The 17,465-nt window shown below is 48.3% G+C and carries 14 protein-coding genes and 1 pseudogene; 8 read left to right on the forward strand and 7 right to left on the reverse strand.

Translation table 11 applies throughout. The annotated features are described in order from the left end of the window. Positions 1-2: 2 nt before the first annotated feature. Positions 3-647: pseudogene (gene lipB, locus AACR41_RS14300) on the reverse strand (lipoyl(octanoyl) transferase LipB); the annotation flags it as partial. A 568-nt stretch (positions 648-1,215) separates the two neighbouring features. On the opposite strand from lipB, the gene hpf reads away from it, so the two are divergent. After that, positions 1,216-1,797 carry a ribosome hibernation-promoting factor, HPF/YfiA family gene (gene hpf / locus AACR41_RS14305; RefSeq protein ID WP_012305897.1) on the forward strand — a complete coding sequence of 194 codons (582 nt, stop codon included), beginning with the start codon at positions 1,216-1,218 and terminating at the stop codon, positions 1,795-1,797. Positions 1,798-1,958: 161 nt separating this feature from the next. Here the strand turns inward: hpf and AACR41_RS14310 are convergent, their stop codons facing one another. Continuing rightward, the gene (locus AACR41_RS14310) at positions 1,959-2,747 is read right to left on the reverse strand and encodes an SAM hydrolase/SAM-dependent halogenase family protein (protein ID WP_030006062.1); all 789 of its coding nucleotides are present in this window, start codon (positions 2,745-2,747) and stop codon (positions 1,959-1,961) included. Positions 2,748-2,832: 85 nt separating this feature from the next. Between AACR41_RS14310 and pirA the strand changes: the two genes are divergently transcribed. Beyond that, on the forward strand, positions 2,833-2,997 hold the full coding sequence (pirA, locus tag AACR41_RS14315) for an arginine synthesis PII-interacting regulator PirA (RefSeq protein ID WP_012305899.1): 165 nt from the start codon (positions 2,833-2,835) through the stop codon (positions 2,995-2,997). Positions 2,998-3,167: 170 nt separating this feature from the next. Here the strand turns inward: pirA and AACR41_RS14320 are convergent, their stop codons facing one another. Next, positions 3,168-4,331, reverse strand: coding sequence for a GuaB3 family IMP dehydrogenase-related protein (locus tag AACR41_RS14320; RefSeq protein ID WP_012305900.1), 1,164 nt, complete (start codon positions 4,329-4,331; stop codon positions 3,168-3,170). A gap of 450 nt (positions 4,332-4,781) precedes the next feature. Continuing rightward, positions 4,782-4,958, reverse strand: a complete 177-nt coding sequence (locus tag AACR41_RS14325) for a hypothetical protein (protein ID WP_041443725.1) — start codon at positions 4,956-4,958, stop codon at positions 4,782-4,784. 346 nt (positions 4,959-5,304) lie between these two features. On the opposite strand from AACR41_RS14325, the gene menB reads away from it, so the two are divergent. Then, entirely contained in the window at positions 5,305-6,141 is an 837-nt protein-coding gene (menB, locus tag AACR41_RS14330) for a 1,4-dihydroxy-2-naphthoyl-CoA synthase (RefSeq protein ID WP_030006063.1), read from the forward strand. A 182-nt stretch (positions 6,142-6,323) separates the two neighbouring features. Beyond that, complete coding sequence (locus AACR41_RS14335) at positions 6,324-7,160, forward strand: photosystem II manganese-stabilizing polypeptide (protein ID WP_030006064.1); 837 nt, start codon at positions 6,324-6,326, stop codon at positions 7,158-7,160. A 236-nt stretch (positions 7,161-7,396) separates the two neighbouring features. On the opposite strand, the gene sigC is transcribed toward AACR41_RS14335, so the two are convergent. Then, entirely contained in the window at positions 7,397-8,593 is a 1,197-nt protein-coding gene (sigC, locus tag AACR41_RS14340; protein ID WP_030006065.1) for an RNA polymerase sigma factor SigC, read from the reverse strand. A gap of 414 nt (positions 8,594-9,007) precedes the next feature. Between sigC and argZ the strand changes: the two genes are divergently transcribed. Continuing rightward, positions 9,008-11,119 (forward strand): bifunctional arginine dihydrolase/ornithine cyclodeaminase, encoded by a 2,112-nt coding sequence (gene argZ / locus AACR41_RS14345; RefSeq protein WP_030006067.1) that lies wholly within the window; start codon positions 9,008-9,010, stop codon positions 11,117-11,119. Between the two features lie 197 nt (positions 11,120-11,316). On the opposite strand, the gene AACR41_RS14350 is transcribed toward argZ, so the two are convergent. Continuing rightward, the gene (locus AACR41_RS14350) at positions 11,317-11,571 is read right to left on the reverse strand and encodes an RNA recognition motif domain-containing protein (RefSeq protein WP_012305906.1); all 255 of its coding nucleotides are present in this window, start codon (positions 11,569-11,571) and stop codon (positions 11,317-11,319) included. Between the two features lie 375 nt (positions 11,572-11,946). Between AACR41_RS14350 and mgtE the strand changes: the two genes are divergently transcribed. The 3 genes from mgtE (at position 11,947) to AACR41_RS14365 (ending at position 16,517) form a co-directional block, all read left to right on the forward strand. Then, a complete protein-coding gene (mgtE, locus tag AACR41_RS14355; protein ID WP_012305907.1) occupies positions 11,947-13,317 on the forward strand; it encodes a magnesium transporter in 1,371 nt (456 codons plus the stop codon). A 36-nt stretch (positions 13,318-13,353) separates the two neighbouring features. Then, a complete protein-coding gene (locus AACR41_RS14360) occupies positions 13,354-14,913 on the forward strand; it encodes a WD40 repeat domain-containing protein (RefSeq protein WP_030006068.1) in 1,560 nt (519 codons plus the stop codon). 110 nt (positions 14,914-15,023) lie between these two features. Beyond that, positions 15,024-16,517, forward strand: a complete 1,494-nt coding sequence (locus AACR41_RS14365) for a CPBP family glutamic-type intramembrane protease (protein WP_223209849.1) — start codon at positions 15,024-15,026, stop codon at positions 16,515-16,517. Here AACR41_RS14365 and AACR41_RS14370 read toward each other — a convergent pair. Beyond that, positions 16,514-17,452, reverse strand: a complete 939-nt coding sequence (locus AACR41_RS14370) for a DUF4351 domain-containing protein (protein WP_030006070.1) — start codon at positions 17,450-17,452, stop codon at positions 16,514-16,516. The genes AACR41_RS14365 and AACR41_RS14370 overlap by 4 nt on opposite strands. Positions 17,453-17,465: the final 13 nt, after the last annotated feature.

Consider the following 17,465-nt stretch of genomic DNA (forward strand, 5'->3'; position numbering starts at 1 on the left):
ATCATCTCCAACTGAAAAACTTCGCCAAAAATCTTCGGTAAATCTTCGCGCACTTGGGCCAAGGTAATCTCCGGTAAAAACTGCTGCAAACTCCCCACGGGGCGATCGCCAATGCCGCAGGGAACAATCCGTTTAAATCCCGCCAAATCCGGGCAAACATTCAGGGCAAACCCATGCATCGTAATCCAGCGCTTCACCTTGATGCCAATGGCTGCCACCTTATGACCCTCGACCCAAACCCCAGTTAGTCCAGGAATTCGTTCTCCCACCAAGCCATAGCGCGCCAAAAGCTGAATTAAGACTTCTTCCAATTGCCGCAGATACCAGTGCAGATCCTGTTGGTGGCGACGCAAATTCAAAATCGGATAACCGATCAATTGCCCCGGACAATGGTACGTCACTTCGCCGCCCCGTTCTGTCCGATGCAATTCTATGCCTGTGGTTTTTGGAGAAAATTTCACAAAATCCAGCTTTGAACCTGTCCCTAGGGTATAGACCGGAAAGTGTTCCAGCAGCAGTAAAACATCACTCAACTGCCCATCCCGTAGGCGTGCTTCCACCAGTTGTTGTTGCTGTGCCCAAGCTTCGGTGTAAGGCCAAATTCCCCCTTGATAAAATAGACAAAGGGGGAAAGGGTGTGAATTGATATGACGCAATGTCAAGGGATCCGACAAAACATTAAAAGTCATCAAGGGGCGATCGCCTTTTGGCAAAACAAGGTTAGATATTGTCCTCACCATAGCAAAGAGTTAAGAACTGTAAAAGCTTCCTGGCTTTCTTAATGTTTCAAAAAAGATAAATTGACAAGGCCCAAAGGCAAAACCTACAATTAAAACTATAGAGAGAAAGAGATAAATCCTAAAAATTCCCAGTCAATAAGTTGTCAGCAACTAATTTTCTCCAAAAGAACTAAAAACCGCTTAATTTTCAGTTTGTTTATCTCATCAAAAAAAGTTTCTCTAGTATTCAAACCTACGCTAATACTTGTAGAAGTGTTGCGTAATATTAAACGGACGGATCTATATATGACGCCACCACAATAGTTTTTCGCCTTGAAGAAACCTTGCTAGAATAACGAAACACTTCACCAACAAGTTCTTGTTTACACCAGTCATTTCATTGCGAATTTTTTTTAGGCTTTAAATCCAGATTTCATTCGTAAATTGTGTACAAAGTAAACTTGTTTTATCCATTCAGATGGAGTAACCAGAGACTATGAAGCTATTGATCCAAGGCAACAACATTGCAGTAACTGAATCGATCCATGACTATGTTGAAAGTAAGCTTGAAAAAGCAACCAAGCACTTTCAAACCTTCGCCACAAAAGTAGATGTGCACTTGTCTGTTGCTAACAATGCTCGCATTACCGACAAGCATAAAGCTGAAGTTACTGTTTACGCCAATGGTACAGTGATTCGCGCCCAGGAAGGCAGTGAAAATCTCTACGCCAGCATTGACCTTGTTTCTGATAAAATCGCCCGCCAACTCCGCAAATATAAAGAGAAAAATTTCGGCAAGAAAACCCACGTTCAGGAAAAAACCAGTGAAGTGTTACCTGAGGATCCGGTGCCAGATAATCTCATTGGCGATCGCGCCCCAGAGCTTCCCTCTGAAGTGGTACGGATGAAGTATTTTGCGATGCCCCCCATGACCATTGATGAGGCTTTAGAGCAGTTGCAGTTGGTAGACCATGACTTCTATATGTTCTTGAACAAAGACACAAATGCCATCAATGTGATCTATATCCGCAACCACGGTGGTTATGGTGTAATCCAACCGCGCTTGGGCAAAGAATAGTTGATTTTTTCCAGGTTCATTTAATGGCTTTTAGACAATAGTTATTATTTGGATCATCGGCAAATCTAATCCCTAATTTAAAGGAAAGTCTTCTAACATAAAGCTTTCCTTTTTTATTGCTTCTTTTTTGTGGGTTATCAGCGACTAATTAACTTAAATGTTTAGGAAATTTGGTATTGAACCATTGCGCCCCGTTGCACCTGAAAAAAGTGTTGGGCATTACCTTGATTTACACTGATTTCTAACCAACCATGGCTTCCTACCAAGGCACAGGGATAATTTTTCGGCACATCTCCATAGGTACAAACCAGGGGAATTTGTTGACCCGCTAACGTTGCTTGGCCCTGATTATTTGCACATACAGTATTGGGAATGGTGCTAATCAAGTTCCCAAAGTGGTCGATGTGCTGGATTATCCCGGTGTAGGACTTGCCATTGCTCTGATAGGGTGGAACATCTAAACGAATGATTTCTGTTGATTTGAGAGGACGGCCCAGTTTGGATAAAGGAACGCCCAGGGAAAGATGGGCTGCCACTGGCGCGAAAATGTCCCGGCCATGGAAAGTGTGACTCAGGTTTTCCCTCAGAGGCGATCGCCAATACTGGGGATTATCCAGTTCTACCGCCGCAACAATGGCATCATCTGCAAACAAACCGCTCCCTAGACCGTTATTCGGCCCCACAAAATAACCTTGGTTCGATGCCACGGCGATCGCCTGGCGGTTAGTGCCGACCCCCGGATCCACAACGCCCACGAAGATTGTGTCCGGCGGGAAATAAGGCGCTGCACTCAACAAACAAAAGCGACCAGCCCACAGATCCTGGGGCGGAATATTGTGGCTGAGATCAATCACTAGGGCTTGGGGGGCGATCGCCGCCATAACCCCCTTCATTGTCCCCACATAACCGTCCTGTAAACCGAAATCTGTCACTAAGGCGATCGCCATCATGTTTTAAGTATTTTGTAGTATTTGATACAGTTTAATCTGAAGCCTGTTACTCTAAAAATAGCCAATTATCCCCAGCGAGAAGATCATGTTTAGAAACGTTCAACAGCAAATCGTCAAGCAAATTAAACGCACCCACCGCGAAAACCTCAAGAAAAATTTGCAGCATCGCCTCGAAGCCGCCCGGAATTCCGGCAATGACCACCTCGTGCAACAGTTAGAAGCGGAGGCCCAGTACCTTGGGATCGGTTAAACAATATTCATCTCAGCCGAATAATTTTTTACCAAAACAAGAAAAAAAGGGAGTGTTGAAAAACATTCCCTTTTCTTTCGGTTAATTTGATGGATTTGATTGAAACGAAGGCTCACTTTTCAAAAAGCTAAATAAACCTCCAGGCCGAAAATCAGCAATTATTGCCGAGCCTATTTACCCATGCCCAGTTTTTGGGCTTTTTGGTAAACCTTCCCTTCCGTCAACAGCGAAGGAGCAATTACTACTTCTACCTGTTGCATTTCCTTGATATTTTTGGCGCCGAGGGTTCCCATACTTGTTTTGAGAGCGCCCAAGAGATTATGGGTTCCATCATCAAGTTTCGCTGGCCCCGTCATAATCTGGGTAATCGTGCCAGTTGTTCCCACATTAATCCGGGTTCCCCGGGGTAGTACAGGGCTAGGTGTAGCCATCCCCCAGTGGAAACCGCGACCCGGTGCTTCCGCCGCACGGGCAATGGGAGACCCAATCATTACTGCATCTGCCCCAGAAGCAATACATTTACAAATGTCGCCACCAGTAACAATTCCACCATCGGCAATGATCGGCACATAGCGGCCAGATTCTTTCTCATAATCATCGCGGGCCGCAGAACAATCAGCAACTGCGGTTGCCTGGGGGACACCAACTCCAAGCACACCACGGGAAGTACAAGCCGCTCCGGGGCCAATCCCCACGAGCACGGCCGCTGCCCCTGCACGCATCAGTTCCAACGCCGCATCATAGGTAACGCAGTTCCCCAGGACAACTGGAATGGGCAGTTCAGAACAAAGTTTGTGCAAGTTTAGGGGGACAATCCCTTCAGGAGATAGGTGAGAAGTAGAAACTACCGTTGCTTGGATAAAGAGAATATCGGCCCCAGCATCAGCGACAATTTTGCCATATTTGGTGGCACCGACAGGGGTAAGACTTACTGCAGCGAGGCCGTTTTGGGCCTTGATTTCTTGGATGCGTTTCTGGATTAGCTCCGGTTGGATCGGCTTGGAATAGAGCTCTTGCATTAAGCCGACAAACTCGGTTTTATCAACTGCGGCGATCCGATCAAGGACTGGGTTGGGGTCTTCATAACGGGTTTGGAGTCCCTCAAGGTTCAATACGCCCATTGCACCCAAGTCAGAAAGCAGCGCTGCCATTTTTACATCGACAACGCCATCCATTGCACTGGCTAAAATTGGGATATTTAGCTTAATTCCACCAATTTCGAGACTGGTATCTGCCAGTTCAGGGTCTAGGGTACGACCGCCCGGAACGAGGGCAATCTCATCGAATCCGTAAGCACGACGAGCTGTTTTGCCACGACCAATTTGAATGTCCACTCTTACTCCTTAATGATTGCCAAAACTTAAATGTGTCAGTCTAGGATAACTGATTGCTTGCATTTTCTTACAAAAAAGCGACCACCAGACGTCAATCTTTCTGGAGGCTGAATTTTGGGCTTGGTGCTGGTGACTCAGTTCGTGTGTAGATTCACGTAAAAGTAACTCGATGGACTAGCCTCATTTTCACGGAAGCGAACAACCATTTCTCCTAGTTAAGCATCACTTTGGTGCAAAAGAATTGACAGGTAAGAGTGAGAAATGACTAGGATTTTGATTGTCGGATCCAAAGAAGTGGTAGAGAATATTCTGGGGAAGAGGCTCCCAAGGTGTTGAAGCTTGAGAGGTCGCTAAAGGGTTCTAAAATTTTTCCTGGGGAAAGATTTTGTCTTTAAAAAAGATTTGTGGGTGATTGGCGATCGCCAAGGGACTATCGACCATTAAGCGGCCCTAGAAACTATAAAGGCCAGGGGCATAGGATTCGACAACATTACCGGTTTCTTCACAACTCACCATTAAATAATCGCAGGTTTCACAAGTTGTTTCCCGCAGGCTAGAGTTGTGTAAATAACGGCGCAGAGCTGGAGCACCACAGTTCGGACAGGGGAGCGAATATGAACAATCCATAGCTTTGTCCTGAATTCTAAAAAAATTAAGGTCGGTGATTTTGAGGGTCGTTTGAAGTTTCATTAAAAAGCTTTTAAATGCAATTGAGTTGATCCCAAGAATATTCTCTTACCTTTTTCTTTGATCCTAAACATACTTAAGACTAATTTAAGTTTTTACCGAAAAATAGTCAAAAACAGTTTCGGGTTTTCCGTACTTTTAAGTAAAGGTTAACAAAAAATATTAAGTTTGTCGGCCCTTTAAAAGAGTGTGAGCCTCCGTCGGGACACATCTTTCACAAGGCCAGTGAACCTTAGCAGTGGGGGAATGGGATAAGATGACGGGCAGTCATTGTCTATGAAAAATTATGGAATCTCTTGCTTGGCAAGCCGTCAAAGCTTACGAAGATATTTTGTATCAAAAGTTAGATGGGATTGCAAAAATCACGATTAATCGTCCCCACAAGCGCAATGCCTTTCGACCCCAGACAATCTTTGAAATGTATGAGGCCTTCTGCGATGCCCGGGAAGATCAAGACATCGGTGTCATCCTGCTTACGGGGGCTGGCCCCCATACGGATGGGAAATATGCGTTCTGCTCTGGTGGCGACCAATCGGTGCGGGGTGAGGGCGGCTATGTCGATCAAGCCGGGGTACCGCGCCTAAACGTGCTGGATCTGCAGAAACTGATTCGCTCGATGCCCAAGGTGGTGATCGCTTTGGTGGCGGGCTACGCGATCGGCGGCGGCCATGTACTGCATCTTCTCTGTGATCTAACGATTGCCGCAGATAATGCAATTTTTGGGCAAACGGGGCCAAAAGTAGGCAGTTTTGACGGTGGATTTGGGGCGAGTTACATGGCGCGCATTGTCGGACAAAAAAAAGCCCGGGAAATTTGGTTTCTTTGTCGTCAGTATGATGCCCAGCAAGCGCTGCAAATGGGCTTGGTAAATCAGGTGGTTCCCGTCGCCCAGCTAGAGGCTGAGGGGGTGCAGTGGGCCAGGGAAGTGTTGAGTAAAAGCCCCATTGCGATTCGCTGTCTTAAGGCGGCGCTGAATGCTGATTGTGATGGGCAAGCGGGCCTCCAGGAGCTAGCGGGGAATGCCACTATGCTTTATTACATGACAGAAGAGGGCAGAGAAGGGAAGCAGGCTTTTTTGGAAAAGCGATCGCCAAATTTCCGCCAATATCCCTGGTTGCCGTAAAAAACCCAAGGCGATCGCCCAGGTAAGATGAGGATTCATTACCACTAAAGGATCCCAATTTGGTAGAGTAGATACCGATATAAAACCGGATAGCTTGTCCCTATTAGATCCCAGACTTTTAAAAAATTAAGTGGAACGGACAAGATTAGTTCCGCCCTGAGATTGACAAAAAGAGGTTAATCATGAAGTTACGTTCGTTATTAGCAGCCATTCTGGCTCTGTGTATCGGCGTGCTAACTGCTTGTAGTGAAGCGCCCGATGCTGCGACCGTCGATGTGAAGCAACTAACATACGACGAAATTCTCAATACAGGACTCGCGAACTCCTGCCCCCAAATCGCGAACTTCACCCGGGGAACAATTCCCATTGCCCCCAATGAAACCATCGAATTCTCTGACCTCTGCTTAGAGCCTCAAACCTATTTCGTTAAGGAAGAGCCCCTCAACAAGCGTCGTGAAGCTGAATTCATCGAAGGTAAGCCCCTTACCCGCTACACCTCTTCCCTCGAACAAATGACCGGGAAGATCAAAGCCGATAGCGACGGGCTCCTTACCCTGGTAGAAGAAGACGGTATCGATTTCCAACCGATTACGGTTCAGTTGCCCGGTGGTGACCAAGTACCTTTCCTCTTCACCATTAAAAATCTAGTGGCCCAGACCTCTACCCCGTCTGACTCCATCAACACTTCCACTGACTTTATCGGTGAATTCCGGGTTCCCCCCTATCGTGGTGCTGTATTCCTTGATCCCAAGGCCCGTGGTACTGCTAGCGGTTATGACAACGCTGTCGCTCTACCTTCCCAAGCCGATGAAGAAGAGCTAACCCGCGCCAACATCAAGCAGTATGAATCTCGCACTGGTGAAATTTCCCTGCAAATTGCCAAAATCGACGAGAAAACTGGTGAAATTGCCGGCACCTTTGAAAGCGAGCAAACTTCATCCACTGACATGGGTGCAGAAGATCCCGAAGAAGTCCGAATTCGCGGTATTTTCTATGCACGTCTAAAGACGGCTGCTTAATTTCAACTTCTCAAACACTGTTCAATCGAGGGGCGGCAATGCCCCTTTTTTGTGGTCTTTTTTCGTTGTGGTTGACTAAATTTTCGCCTACCTCTTTCCCAAACTCTTTTAGAAAAAGCTTTCGAGAAGAAAAATCTGGATTTTAGGCTAGTCGTAAAAAAACTGAACATCAAAAAGATCTAGAGTCAAGGAACCCTAGATCATCGCCTCATCCTCTTGGGATGGCTCATTTATGTTTATGACAATGTGTCCAAGTAATCCCGCATAATATTGCGGCGTTTGGGCTGGCGGAGTTTCTGGAGAGCCTTTGCCTCAATTTGGCGTACTCGTTCCCGCGAAAGCTCTAGCATTCGGCCAATCTCTGCGAGGGAGTAGGTTTTACCATCACCTAGACCATAGCGCAGTTGAATGACTTCCCGTTCCCGGTCGGTGAGTTCTGTCAGTAAGTTATGCAAGTCACGTTGCAGAGACTCCCGCACAAGATTTTCTTCGGGGGAAGCATCTTGGGTTTCTAGGAGATCGCCTAATTCTGTGTCCCGGTCTTTGCCGACGCGAATTTCGAGGGAAACGGAACGGGGAACCTTTTGTAAGACCTCTCGCACCTGCTCTGGGGTCATCTCCAGGGCCTGGGCTACGTCGTCTAAGCTGGGAGTACAACCCTGGGTTTGGGAAATTTGCCGCTGTGCTTTTTTGATTTTGTTGAGTTTTTCGGTGACGTGAACCGGGAGACGGATGGTGCGACTTTGGGTGGCGATCGCCCGGGTAATGCCCTGACGAATCCACCAGTAGGCATAGGTCGAGAAGCGATAGCCCTTTGTCGGGTCGAATTTATCCACCGCCCGCTCTAAACCGAGGGTTCCTTCTTGGATAAGGTCTAAAAGTTCGAGGCCGCGGTTCTGATATTTTTTGGCCACAGAAACCACCAAACGGAGGTTGGCCTGGATCATGTGCTCTTTTGCCTTGGCCCCAGCCTTGAGGATCGAGTCAAGTTCTTTAACGCTTAAGCCCACTTGCTCGGCCCAGTGCTGTTTACCCTGGCGAATGATATCCCGCAATACGGCTCGCTCTAGGTCCATTTCCTGGGCCCAGCGATTGAGGGAAGGGCGGCAACCCAACTCAATGGCTAGGCGGTCATGGACATTGATACAACTCAAAAATTCTGCCAAAATTTCGTCGCCTGCTTCTGCCCCCTCTTGTCGTTTTTCCAAAAGCTGGATATAATTTTGAACCTTGCGGGCTTCCGTTAGCTCCTCATCTCTTTCGAGTAACGGTACGCGCCCGATGTCCTGCAGATACAGCCTCACTAAATCTGTGGTCTGACCATTCCGGAGGGTTGTTTCATCCGGATCAAACACAGCGAGCTCATCGTTGCTAGCGGTTTCGGTTAGGGAGTCAAAGGAACCTTGGCTCTTGGACTGCTTGGCGGTGGTCATAATGGCGACTCTCCTGAAAAATATTAGGGGGGTGCTTACCCTTAAATTTCCCTGAATAAAAGTCCTTTTCAAGGTTTTGATATATAAATTAACATCTCGGCCCTAGTCCAAAGGCGATCGCCGCTACAGTTTCATGTCAAATTTTCATGACAAAATAATCCTTTAAAGGCCAACAAAATCGTCAAACATTGCCAGTATCCAAGGCGTTTTTGTCAGCATTTACCAATATAAAAACAAGGCGATCGCCCCCAAAGCCTAAAAACTCGAAAAACTTAATTTGCCGTGGTTCTAGCGACCCCATAGAATTAAACTCGCGCCACAGAAAACAGGGTTTTGTACCGTACCGATCAATACAATTCGCCCGCTTTTCCCGTTGCATGATTAGTCCTAAACCATTCAGCTTTTAAATTGACCATGACTAACCCAACCCGCATTTTGATGTGTGCCCCCGATCATTACGAGGTGGACTATGTCATTAACCCTTGGATGGAAGGAAACGTCCACAAATCGTCCCAAGCTCAAGCCATTGAACAGTGGCAGGCTCTCCATCAAATCATCAAAGAGTATGCCGTTGTTGATCTCGTGCCCCCTGCCCAGGGCTGGCCAGATATGGTTTTCACGGCCAATGCCGGTCTGGTCTTGGGTCAAAAAGCGATTCTCAGTCGTTTCTATCACCCAGAGCGCCAAGGGGAAGAACCCTACTTTAAGCAATGGTTTGCGGAAAATGGTTTCCAGGTCTATGAGCTGCCCCAGGATTTGCCTTTTGAAGGGGCAGGCGATGCCCTCTTTGACCGGGATTCTGGAGCGTTGTGGGCTGGTTATGGTTTTCGCTCTGAACTCGACTCCCACGCCTACATTGCCCAATGGCTCGATGTGGAAGTTCTGTCCCTACGCCTGATCGATCCCCGCTTTTATCACCTCGATACTTGCTTTTGTCCCCTTAGCGGCGGTTATCTTCTCTACTATCCTCCCGCCTTTGATACTTACTCCAATGCCCTAATTGAGCGGCGGATTCCGGCAGAAAAGCGCATTGTTGTCCCCGAACCAGATGCGGTGAATTTTGCCTGTAATGCGGTCAATGTCGATGATGTGATCATCATGAATAAAATCAGCCCAGAACTCGAAACGGCGATCGCCACCAAGGGCTTTCAGGTGCGACAAACGTCCCTCACGGAATTTCTCAAGGCAGGGGGAGCTGCAAAATGTTTAACCCTAAAAACCACAGAACCGATTCAAGAAACCGCCCAAGCCAATGCTCCGGTTGATAGTCGGATTATTCATCTCGAAGGGCACCTCCTCGACGCGGGCATTTTGAACCAAGCCTTGGATTTAATCAATGAACAGGGCGGCAGCGCAAAAGTATTAAATTTCAACCTCGGCATCGAGCGAAAAAATACGTCATCGGCTAATGTACGGGTATCCGCACCCTCTCCCACCACCATGGAGGACATTATGTCCGCCCTCATTGAAATGGGCGCGATCAGTGCTTCGGCAGAAGATATCCAGGATGCGCACCTAGAAACCGTGAAGCAAATGGGAGTCGCCCCCGATGATTTTTATGTGACGAATATCTATCCCACGGAGGTCAGGATTAAAGGCCAATGGGTTAAGGTGACCCACCAACGCATGGACGGGGCGATCGCCATTAGTGAGAGCAACGGCACTATTCATGCCCGATGTCGTCTGTTGCGGGATCTCCAGGTGGGAGAAAAAGTTGTTGTGGGCATCGACGGGATTCGCACCAACCATAAAACCACCGCTCGCCCCAGTGCCGAAAAACAAGAATTTAGCTTCATGGGGGCCGGGGTTTCGAGTGAACGCCGTGTGGAATTGGTCGTTGAGCAAATTGCCTGGGAACTCCATAAAATCCGTGCCCAGGGTGGAAAAGTTGCGGTCACGGCTGGGCCAGTGGTGATCCATACCGGGGGGGCGCAACATCTCGCCAATTTAATTCGCCAGGGCTATGTCCATACTTTGCTCGGTGGGAATGCGATCGCCGTCCACGACATTGAACAATCAATGATGGGCACTTCCCTTGGCGTTGATATGAATAAAGGCGTCCCTGTGCGTGGGGGTCACCGTCATCATCTCAAAGTAATCAATACCATTCGTCGCTGTGGCAGTATCGCCAATGCCGTGGCCCAGGGGCTCATTACAAAGGGGGTAATGTATGAATGCGTCCAAAATAATGTGCCCTTCTGTTTAGCCGGATCTATTCGTGATGATGGCCCTCTCCCCGATACAGAAATGGATCTGATTCGCGCCCAGGAAGAATATGCGCGCTTGCTAGAAGGCACCAATATGGTTTTGATGCTTTCGACGATGCTCCATTCCATTGGCGTCGGCAATATGACTCCTGCCGGGGTGAAGATGGTCTGTGTCGATATTAATCCTGCGGTAGTCACAAAATTAAGCGATCGCGGCTCGGTAGAATCCGTCGGCGTGGTCACCGATGTGGGACTGTTCCTCAGTCTCCTGATGCGCCAACTTGATCGACTCAACCAAAAAGCTGCAATTACTGTGTAATTCCCGGAACAGTCCAGGCGATCGCCAAAAAACTCCCTCGGAAATTCTGGGGAGTTTTTTTGTTGCTGCTCCCGAATCATGGCGATCAAAAAAACCACTAGATACAAAACTAGTGGCCTCACTGAATTTAATTCATGTTGTTTGGAAGCATGGACGTTTTCTAGAAATTACATCCCATGCCAACGCAGAGGTGATATTTAGCGGCTGTTGGTGCGGGGTCTTGCTTTATTGACCTTCATGTCGCGGCCCATCCAGCTAGCACCATCGAGGGCTTCAATCGCCTTATCTTCTTCTTCATCGTTAGACATTTCCACAAAGCCAAAGCCACGCTTTCTTTGGGTTTCACGGTCTACCGGAAGATAAACGCGTTTTACTTTACCGTAGTCATTAAAGACTTCCCGAAGATCGTCTTCTTCTACGGCGTAGTCCAGGTTTCCAACATAAATTGACATAAAAATTGTCTCCTTAAAGATGACTTAATCTGTGCATCGGGGAAGGAGAGTTCGTAGTCGTATCGGGCGGGGAGATTTTCTGTCAATACTGTCGTAACCAAACACAATACCAAACGAGACAAAACCGTAACCGAGTACTTTCGAATTCTTTTGATTCCCAACAATACTAGGCTAGCACAGTCAAAAAAATAAACACAAGTTTTGGGGGGCACTTGTTTTGTAGAATAAATAAAGTTTTATGAAGCGCTTTCTCCTTTTTTTGATAGCCTGAGCACTTTTACTTAGATAATCGCAGAGTCACCCTTCCTTTAAGCTTTGTTCTGGGTACCCAGGCTGTTGTTGGCCGCACATTCCGAGGCAAAACGATCCATCAAGATGACTACATCCGCTAAACATACTGAGCTGCGCCAGTTGGTCCGAAGCCAATTGTTGCTTTTGCTGGAATCGAATAATTTGCAAGGGGCTAAATCGCTACTTGTGCCCGTACAACCCGTTGACATTGCCGAGGCGATCGAAGATTTACCAGAATCGATGCAGGTCATTGCTTTCCGTCTGCTTTCTAAAGCAGAGGCCATCGAAGTCTATGAATACTTAGATTCATCGGTGCAGCAGGCCCTCATTCAAAAATTTAAGCGCCAGGAAGTGCGGGAAGTCGTTGACCAAATGTCCCCCGATGACCGGGTGCGTCTTTTCGATGAATTACCGGCGAAGGTGGTACGGCAGCTCCTAGAACAGCTCAGCCCCGAAGAAAGACAGGCGACGAATCTTTTGCTCGGTTATGAGGAAGATACCGCTGGCCGGGTAATGACCCCGGAGTATATTTCCCTTAAAGAAACCTTCACCGTTTCAGAAACAATCGAGCGGATTCGGCAACAGGCCAGCAAATCGGAAATTATCTACTACCTCTATGTCACTAACGCATCCCGGCAACTGGTAGGCATTGTCTCCCTACGGGATCTCGTTGTTTCAGAGCCGGATTTACCGTTGTCAGAGATTATGACCAGGGATGTGGTCTCGGTTCACACGGATACTGACCAAGAGGAAGTGGCGCGAACGATTCAACGGTATGACCTACTCGCTTTACCTGTGGTGGATCGAGAAGATCGACTGGTGGGGGTCGTTACGGTGGACGATGTAATCGACATTATTGAACGGGAAGCCACGGAAGATATCTATGCGTTGGGGGGTCTGCAAACGGATGGTGATAATTATTTCCAAATGAATCTGTGGACGGTGGCCCGACAGCGGGTTGTGTGGTTGTTTGTGTTGCTGATTACGAATACCTTTACGGGCTGGATTATTAGCTCCCAGCAGTCGCTCTTGGAACAGGTGGTAATTTTGGCAGCATTTATTCCGCTTTTGACGGGGACTGGGGGAAACGTAGGGGCGCAGTCTTCGACGGTGGTAATTCGGGGTTTGAATACGGAGGATTTGAACGATCTGGGGCCAGCGAAGGTAGTCGGACGGGAGGCGATCGCCGGGGCATTGTTAGGGGCGATCCTGGGGATTGTGGTGATTGTTTGGGCCTACTTTCTCCAGGGAAATCTGGCGGTGGCCATTTCGGTGGGTATCAGTTTGGTGGCGATCGCCGTGCTGGCATCGGTGGCTGGCTCCTCACTACCATTTTTGTTCCGATACCTAGGGTTAGACCCGGCCCTAATGTCGGCACCCTTTATTACAACGGCGGTGGACGTGATTGGGGTTTTGATTTACTTTAATATCGCCCGCATGATGTTGAGGTTATGATAAGGCGAACGCACCCGTGAGGAGGGTCATGTTTTGATGGGAAAAAAGCAGCAATGGTTGGAATTTGCAGAATTGGGTTTGCTGCTGCTGGTTTTCTTGGCGTGGATCTGGGATGTGATTCAAGGCGACGGTAATTCGACAGCTTCATTAGTCATGTTCCTGCTCTGGATCACCCTAGGGCTAAATTTTTTTAACCGCATTGCCCATCAACGACACCAGCGGCGACAAATCCTGGGCATGGTGCGCAGCCTTGAGCAACGTTTACAAGGTCAGTTTCAAGGGCAACTGCAACCCCTCACCGAACAAATTCGCCAAGCGAGCCAAATCAATGCCAGCCTGGCCCAAATCGAAACAGATGGAGAAATGCAAACCTATCTGCGCAGTTTAGAAAAAGCCCTAACCAATGTGGTGCAGTATCTCAATGAAGCTGTCTTGGATGAACGACTCACGAATTTAGAACAGGAATTTTTACGGCAGCAACCTACCCTAGCCGCAAAATCTCCAGCCATCGCCCAGGCAGTTGCCGATGATCTAAAACCAGAGGCGATCGCCGATCCTTGGGCCACGGAAACACTCCCCGCTCCAGAACCACCCGCAGCACCGCAACTCAAGCAGCAATGGCAGTTAGTCGCTACTATCCCAGCCCACCGAGATTGTGTGAGTGCTTTAGTCTTTAGTGCCGATCAAAAATTCCTCGCGAGTGGCAGTTGGGATCATCAGTTGAAACTCTGGCGCGTAGACGATCAAAAGCAAATTTCCCAAGTGACCGCCCACGAACAGGGTCTCTTAAATCTAGCATTCATCCCCCCTGTGACCGGAGCCAAGGCGGAGACAGAACAAATAGAAACATTGGCGATCGCCAGTAGTAGTTTTTCACCGGAAGTTAACCTTTGGCACCTCGATCAAAGCCAAGCGGTGCCCCAACTCACGCTCCAAAAATCCCTGGAGGGACACCAAGGGGCCGTTTATGCCATGGCTTTGACTGGCCAACAAACACTCATCACCGGGAGTCATGATCAGACCCTGCGCCAGTGGCAACTTCAGGCTGGTAGCGTTTATCAACAAACCCTTGATCTCAATGATCAGATTCAGGCGATCGCCCTGGCCCCCCAAGAAAACCTCTTTATTAGCGGTGGCACAGAGGGCATCCTCAAGTTTTGGCGCACCACGGATCATCGCTTACTCGGTAGTTTAAAAAATGATCCCCCCGCAGCCATTGCGGCGATCGCCATCCGCACCGACGGTAAATTGTTTGCCTCTGCTGGCGAACATGGCCTGATTCATCTGTGGCAAGTGGATCTCAATCATTTAGACGTTTTACCGGAAACTGTGCCTTGCTTCACCCTCGAAGCCCACGAAAAGCCGATTACCCAGCTTCTCTTTAGTCGCCAAGGTCATTTTCTCCTGAGCAGTAGCGTCGATGGCACGATCAAAATTTGGCAGTTAGGCATCACTGAGCCTTTGACGACATTGAATTTCAACACTCCCGACCAAGAAGATCATGTACGTTTGCTGTCCCTAGCCCTCACTGCCGATGGGCGTACCCTCGCGGCGGGCGGTTCCGATGGCACGATCAAAATTTGGCAGCAAGTTTAATCAGATTTCATTCACGATAGCCAGCCAGGGAAATTATCCACCGTTAAATATTGATTCCGTGAGAAACAACAGGCTAGGCTAGATCCACTGTTTTTGTGCGGGTAGCTAACGTGAAGCGCGTAATTTTAATTCTGTTGACGATTATTACCCTGGTGCCGCTCCTGTCTTCGTTGTGGGCCAGTTTCCAGGAACCGCAGATCCAGGGCCGCCTCGAACTGTATCAAACCAACTTGGTGCTTCAGGCCGCAGAGTACGATCCCAATTCCACGGCCACTACCTCCCCTGAGGCGATCGCCACCCTTGTTACCCAACTAACGGGCCAAGATCCCTACAGTAGTGCAATCGCCCAGTATAAAAAGGTGCTCAGTAGTAGTGAAGCCCGCCAAAAACTCCTCACAGACTCCACAGAAACAAGCGCTGCTCAAACCCAGGCGACAAAAAAGGCGATCGCCGAAACCGCCACCTTAATCGATGAACTCCAGCTCAGACTCGGAATTTTGTATGCCAGTCGCGGCAAGCTCGAACAAGCACAACAGCGATGGGAAGACGTTTCCGGAGAAGAATCTGATGGTTTGGCTCAAACTTTAGCGCCCCTCTGGCTTAACTCCCAAGCTCCCGCTGACCCAGATGCCTTAACCCAGGCCCAGCTTGAAACCTGGTTCGAGCAACAAAATCTCCAAAAGCTATACCAAATTCAAGACAATCGTCCGGCACAACAGCAACTCCAACAACAAATTCAACAGAATGCGCAACGGGCTTTTTTAAAATTAACGGTCATTACCGTCTTGCCCTTTAGTGTGGGTCTTTTTGGCTTGGGTTTTCTCATCTTTTTGGGCGTTCAAGTTTTCCGGAAGCAGGAAGCAGCCCTTTTGCACATTGATGATCAGGCGACTTGGAACACCCCCTGGAATGGAGAAATTATCTGGCAGGTTTTTATCGTCGGCTTCTTTCTCGTCGGTCAAATTATTTTGCCCCTTGCTTTACCCATCGCCCTCCAGGCCTTTAGCATCGATGCCACCGCTTGGAGTGTACGTGAAAAAGCTGTTTATACCCTCATCACCTATTCACTGATGGCGATCGCTGGTTTAATCGTTCTAGCGGCTTCGGTTTGGGAATTTCGGCCCCTCCCCCAGGGCTGGTTTCAGGTGAAATGGCTGGATAACTGGACGGTATGGGGATTTGGAGGCTACATGGTGGCCTTGCCGCTGGTGTTACTCGTTTCCCTACTCAATCAACAAATTTGGCAGGGTCAGGGGGGCAGTAATCCGATTTTGTTTCTCGCCCTTAAAGCTCAGGATCAGGTGGCCTTAACGATTTTCTTTTTGACGGCCTCGGTGATGGCTCCCCTCTTTGAAGAAATTATGTTCCGAGGTTTTCTATTACCTTCTCTAACCCGCTATGTCCCAGTGTGGGGCAGCATCATTCTCAGTGCGTTTTTGTTTGCGATCGCCCACATGAGCCTGTCAGAAGTTCTACCCTTGATGACCCTGGGCATTATTTTGGGATTCGTTTATGTTAAATCCCGCAACCTCTTGGCACCGATGCTCCTCCATAGTTTGTGGAACAGCGGCACTCTATTGAGTTTGTTTATTCTCGGTAGCTAGGTAGGGTTGCCCTCGGTGGGATTTTCCCGCAGCCAAGTTTCTAACTCTGCGGCTGACTCAAACCCAAATAGGCGATCGCTTAGGGCATCCAGTTGAGTTAGATTCAGGGCCTGGATTTGTGGGGCGAATCCTGAAACTTGCTCCGGGAAGCGTTGCTGAATGAAGCGTAGGATTATTTTACAAGCTTCTTCTTGGCGGCCTTGCTGTAGACCTTCTTCCATCCAAGACGTGACAATTCGCAGCACCTGGGCTTCCTCCTGGGGCTGAATTCGGTGTAGTTCCTGCTCAAAGATCTGCTGTTCTGCCATATTTAACCTCAGATAAGTATCCACAAAACCCGACAACAAATGAATTCTGGCCGAATCTAAACGAAGCGTCACAATCATCCGTAAACATTCTAACTTGACCTTTGGGCGTTCCTCTGAGCTAAAGTTCATCTTTGCCATGAGCGCAGCCGCAACGGGGTTTGGTTGGCGGAGAAAGTCACGCCACGGCAAGCGGTTCAATTGAATAGTCTGGAAAGAAAAACTGAGAATTTCCTTGGAAGGAAACACCACTGAAAAAGTCTCTGGTTCTAGCCTCTGGGGAGAGCGGTAAGAAAATAAGGCAATGGGGTAAATGGGTAAACGATACTTTTCGTACAACCGCGCAAAATAGAGAAACATCCGTTCCGCAAAATCTGCTTGGGAGGTTGCTTGATTTTCAACGTGTACGAGAAAACAAGTCTCTTGGCCGCGAAAGTGAAGTTTCGCCACAATATCTACATTGCGATGCGTTTGGCCAGGTAGGTCATTGAAAACTTCTTGGGTAAGAAAAGTTAAGGAGTTCTGCTCGGCTGTTTCGAGGATTTCCGGCGCAAAAAGGGCGAGAAAATCCCAGAAAAAGGTCGTCAGCAACTCCTTAAACAACAAATCATGATCGATGGTTTGGGTCATGGTTCAACCGGAA

The sequence above is a fragment of the Picosynechococcus sp. NKBG042902 genome (assembly GCF_963864045.1).
Taxonomy (GTDB): Bacteria; Cyanobacteriota; Cyanobacteriia; order Cyanobacteriales; family MRBY01; genus MRBY01.

Bases quoted from the DNA above. Each gene is read 5' to 3' on its own strand.
- AACR41_RS14310 (WP_030006062.1), bottom strand. From the start codon at position 2,747: ATGATGGCGATCGCCTTAGTGACAGATTTCGGTTTACAGGACGGTTAT.
- pirA (WP_012305899.1), top strand. From the start codon at position 2,833: ATGTTTAGAAACGTTCAACAGCAAATCGTCAAGCAAATTAAACGCACC.
- AACR41_RS14325 (WP_041443725.1), bottom strand. From the start codon at position 4,958: ATGGATTGTTCATATTCGCTCCCCTGTCCGAACTGTGGTGCTCCAGCT.
- AACR41_RS14370 (WP_030006070.1), bottom strand. From the start codon at position 17,452: ATGACCCAAACCATCGATCATGATTTGTTGTTTAAGGAGTTGCTGACG.
- AACR41_RS14360 (WP_030006068.1), top strand. From the start codon at position 13,354: ATGGGAAAAAAGCAGCAATGGTTGGAATTTGCAGAATTGGGTTTGCTG.
- hpf (WP_012305897.1), top strand. From the start codon at position 1,216: ATGAAGCTATTGATCCAAGGCAACAACATTGCAGTAACTGAATCGATC.
- mgtE (WP_012305907.1), top strand. From the start codon at position 11,947: ATGACTACATCCGCTAAACATACTGAGCTGCGCCAGTTGGTCCGAAGC.
- AACR41_RS14335 (WP_030006064.1), top strand. From the start codon at position 6,324: ATGAAGTTACGTTCGTTATTAGCAGCCATTCTGGCTCTGTGTATCGGC.
- AACR41_RS14350 (WP_012305906.1), bottom strand. From the start codon at position 11,571: ATGTCAATTTATGTTGGAAACCTGGACTACGCCGTAGAAGAAGACGAT.
- menB (WP_030006063.1), top strand. From the start codon at position 5,305: ATGGAATCTCTTGCTTGGCAAGCCGTCAAAGCTTACGAAGATATTTTG.
- argZ (WP_030006067.1), top strand. From the start codon at position 9,008: ATGACTAACCCAACCCGCATTTTGATGTGTGCCCCCGATCATTACGAG.
- sigC (WP_030006065.1), bottom strand. From the start codon at position 8,593: ATGACCACCGCCAAGCAGTCCAAGAGCCAAGGTTCCTTTGACTCCCTA.